The 3280-nt window shown below is 44.0% G+C and carries 3 protein-coding genes; 1 reads left to right on the plus strand and 2 read right to left on the minus strand.

Features of this window, described 5'->3' with window-relative positions:
- Window positions 1-167: 167 nt before the first annotated feature.
- Both KDK19_RS15910 and KDK19_RS15915 read right to left on the minus strand, forming a co-directional pair.
- Window positions 168-1301, minus strand: coding sequence for a glycosyltransferase (locus KDK19_RS15910; protein WP_257292339.1), 1134 nt, complete (start codon window positions 1299-1301; stop codon window positions 168-170).
- Between the two features lie 37 nt (window positions 1302-1338).
- Window positions 1339-2190, minus strand: a complete 852-nt coding sequence (locus KDK19_RS15915) for a glycosyltransferase (protein ID WP_257292340.1) — start codon at window positions 2188-2190, stop codon at window positions 1339-1341.
- 470 nt (window positions 2191-2660) lie between these two features.
- On the opposite strand from KDK19_RS15915, the gene KDK19_RS15920 reads away from it, so the two are divergent.
- Window positions 2661-3280: O-antigen ligase (locus KDK19_RS15920; protein WP_257292341.1), on the plus strand; the 620-nt coding region annotated here is incomplete at its 3' end.

The raw sequence follows: 3280 nt of genomic DNA on the forward strand, positions 1-3280 counted from the left end.
TCAATTTCTTGCAATCCTCGCTACGGACGCTTAAGTCCGACAGGCTGCTAGTGCATAGATACATACTTGCAGCTAATGCAACCAGCACTGCAACAATACCCAAAAGTTTCAGGGCTTCTGAATAATGATTTCATATTTCAATGTATCCAGCTTTTTATTGTGAATAGCTAAGCTGTTCTGGTCAGCATCTCATCCATCAGATTGCGATAGGACTCTCGAAAATCATTAATATTATGTCTTGTGCAAAGCACCTCATAGAGATGGCGACCTTCCTCTGCCCTTGCAGCAGCTGGTAGTGAAAGATAATACTCCATGGCCTGAGCCAAACTCTCTGAATCACCCGCTTTACAAACCTGGCCCAGCCCTTCTATGTAAGGCTTTATGGTATCTATATCTGACCCAATGACAGGTAATGCTCCAGACATGCCTTCCAGTAACGCAAGGGGCAGACCTTCGGTGAAGGAGGGCAGAGTAAAGACATCAAACGCCTTAACATATTTAATAGCCTCTGCTCTTTTTCCCAGCAGAAAAACACTGTTTTGCAAACCAAGGTCACTGATCTTTTGCCTGAGGTTTTGCTCTTCTTCACCGTAACCAATGATGCCTACTGCTGCTGTCGGGTATTTCCTGTTAACCTGAGCCAGAGCATCAATCATTACAGCATGACCTTTGATCTCGACCAATCGACCTATTGTGCCAAAAATAAAGCGATCATCAGGCAGTCCCAGTTCCTGCCTCGCCTGCTCCTGGCTTAGCTGAATAGAAACGGCCCGCTCAATGTCAATAGCATTGCTGATCGCTGCCGTATTATTCTCATTTAAGCGATTTATAGTGCTCATAAGATAGTTCTGAACAGGCCTGGATACCCCTACAAAGCACCAGCGGTCATCAGCCAGCCTGTTAACCAGCTTTTGCCGATAAGAGCGGTCATAATCACCAAAACCATGGGCGATACTGATAAAAGCTTTTGTGTTCAGCTTCCTGGCCAGATTGAGCATGATGTGAGTCGGTTTGAAGCGATGGCAAATGATGCCATCAAAATGATGATCCCGACAAAATCGTAATACTTGTCGTATAGCAAACCAGCGTCGAATTCCTTTCAGCTGCTTGCTACTAAAATCAAAATAGACAGATTTACCGGCAGCACTGACAGGCTGCCCTGCTTCTGGCTTTCCTTTTAGAAAGGCTGTTGTAATTTCATATTGATCAGCTGGCAGTGCCTTGATGATTTGTTCTGCCAAGTCCGATGACATGACATTAAAACTGTTCTGAAGCTGTAAAATCTGCTTCTTGTTACTCACCGTAGGTACCTCTGGGCCGGGTAGCCTGACTGATAGGTTATTTTGCAAAGAGAAGTTTAAAAATCCCCCTCAATGTCTTCGCTCGATAGGCATTGAGAGGAATCATTGAAAGAATCTTTCTGGCCAACGGCTTATCTGACTTTACTGCCATCAACAAATAACTGTGCAAAGTTCGCAGCCTCATCTGCTCATATTTGGGGTGATCTGAAAAGCACTTGTAGGTAGCCAGCACTGCATTCAACATCAACTCCAGATTCTTATAAGTGTTGGTGTCGTGAATACGATAATAGGCAAGCACATCATTAAGCACACCTATCTGATAGCCCATTGAGGTAATCTTGAATTCAATGTAAAGGTCTTCTAGACGAATCTCAGGATCAAAGCCTCCCGCTTCAAGCAATACATCCTTGCGAAGCATAAGGGTAGGCGCAGGTACTCCTTTCTTGCGATTCCTGTAAATATCGTCAAACTCCAACACTCGCTCTGGATATATTTTTTGGGCTCTGTGGAGCTGCCCCTGTCCATCTATGCATAATATATTTCCTCCACTGATAGCCAGGTGAGGATTCTGTTTCATATAGGATACTTGTTTTTCGACTCTATCCAGCATCATGATATCGTCCGACCCAAAGGGAACGATAAACTCACCTGATGTCAGGTCCAGGGCCCTATTGAGAGTTTTTGCCAGTCCCATGTTTTCTTGTACAATAAACTGAAAATCATGCTTATCTTGTAAAATCTGGATAATTTTGACACTTTCATCCGTCGAGCCATCATCAATCACGATCAGTTCAAAATCCTGGAAGGTCTGCCGAACAACACTCTCAATGGATCGAGCTACGTATTGAGCATGATTAAAGGAGGCAATGATGACAGATACTGAAGGCATTTTCTGGTTAACTTAAAATTCGATGTATCATCATTGTATCATATTGTCTTACCTTCCATAGAATGACTATGTACATAAGTACATCTAAAACTTCTGGATAAACTTGGACCCTGCATTTATGTTCGAAGCTTACATTTTTTTGCCTGTCACCCGATACTATACTTTCGCGCTTGTTTGAGTATTAACACCTTCTAATGACCGTTTCACGAATTGACAATAACCTAGTAAAGTTCATACTCCCACTCGGGCTGGCTGTCCAGATATCGGGCATTCACTGGCTTGGTCGAGGGGCGGATGTCAGCCAAACCTACACTTGGCTTCTGTTTCCAGCCCTAATTTGTTTCCTCCTCAACTTCAACCGATGGAAAGACTGGCGACCAGACAAGCAAGAAATGTGCATCGCTGGCTTTCTGCTTCTGGCTATTGCTTCTTGGTGGTGGGGTAGCTCCCAAAAACCCTGGATTGATGTATTGAAAAAATGTCTATATATATCTATGTACCTTTATGCAATCGTCAGGCTCTCTCAAAAAGGGCACTTGCTTGAAAAAGCATTGCTTGCATCTGCCGCAATTGCCGTATTAGGTGCCGCTGTGGCACTGACCAATCAATATCTGATACAGGGTCATAGTTTCCAATATCGATCATACAGAATATTCAGCATGGGTATTGCCGGGCTGGGAGATTTTAACAACCCCATTCCCTCAGGTATTTATTTTGGCGCGATCGCAACATTGCTCTTTAGCTGGACCTGTACAACTCTGCTAAAGCCATGGCAATTGATTCTGTCCGCACTGGGTGTATGCACCCTACTTCTATATGTACTCATGACAGGCTCTCGAGGACCACAGCTGGCAACAGCCATAGCCTTGCTTTCGGCATGTTTGATCATCAGGAGCAAACAAACCAAATTTTTTCTGATGCTGGGTATCTTAATAGCCATCATCGGTATGTATCTTTTTCAGGATACATTTTTCGATATTAACAATGACTCCACTCTGAATGGCCGAGTGCCAATCTGGCTAGCCAGCCTGAAGCACATCTCGGAAAGTGTATGGCTCGGTCGTGGCGTGGATTATAAGATGACCATTCC

It is taken from the genome of Endozoicomonas sp. ONNA1 (assembly GCF_024606325.1).
GTDB lineage: Bacteria > Pseudomonadota > Gammaproteobacteria > Pseudomonadales > Endozoicomonadaceae > Endozoicomonas_A.

Excerpts from the sequence above, each read along its gene's own strand:
- KDK19_RS15915 (WP_257292340.1), bottom strand. The coding sequence starts at position 2,190 with ATGCCTTCAGTATCTGTCATCATTGCCTCCTTTAATCATGCTCAATAC.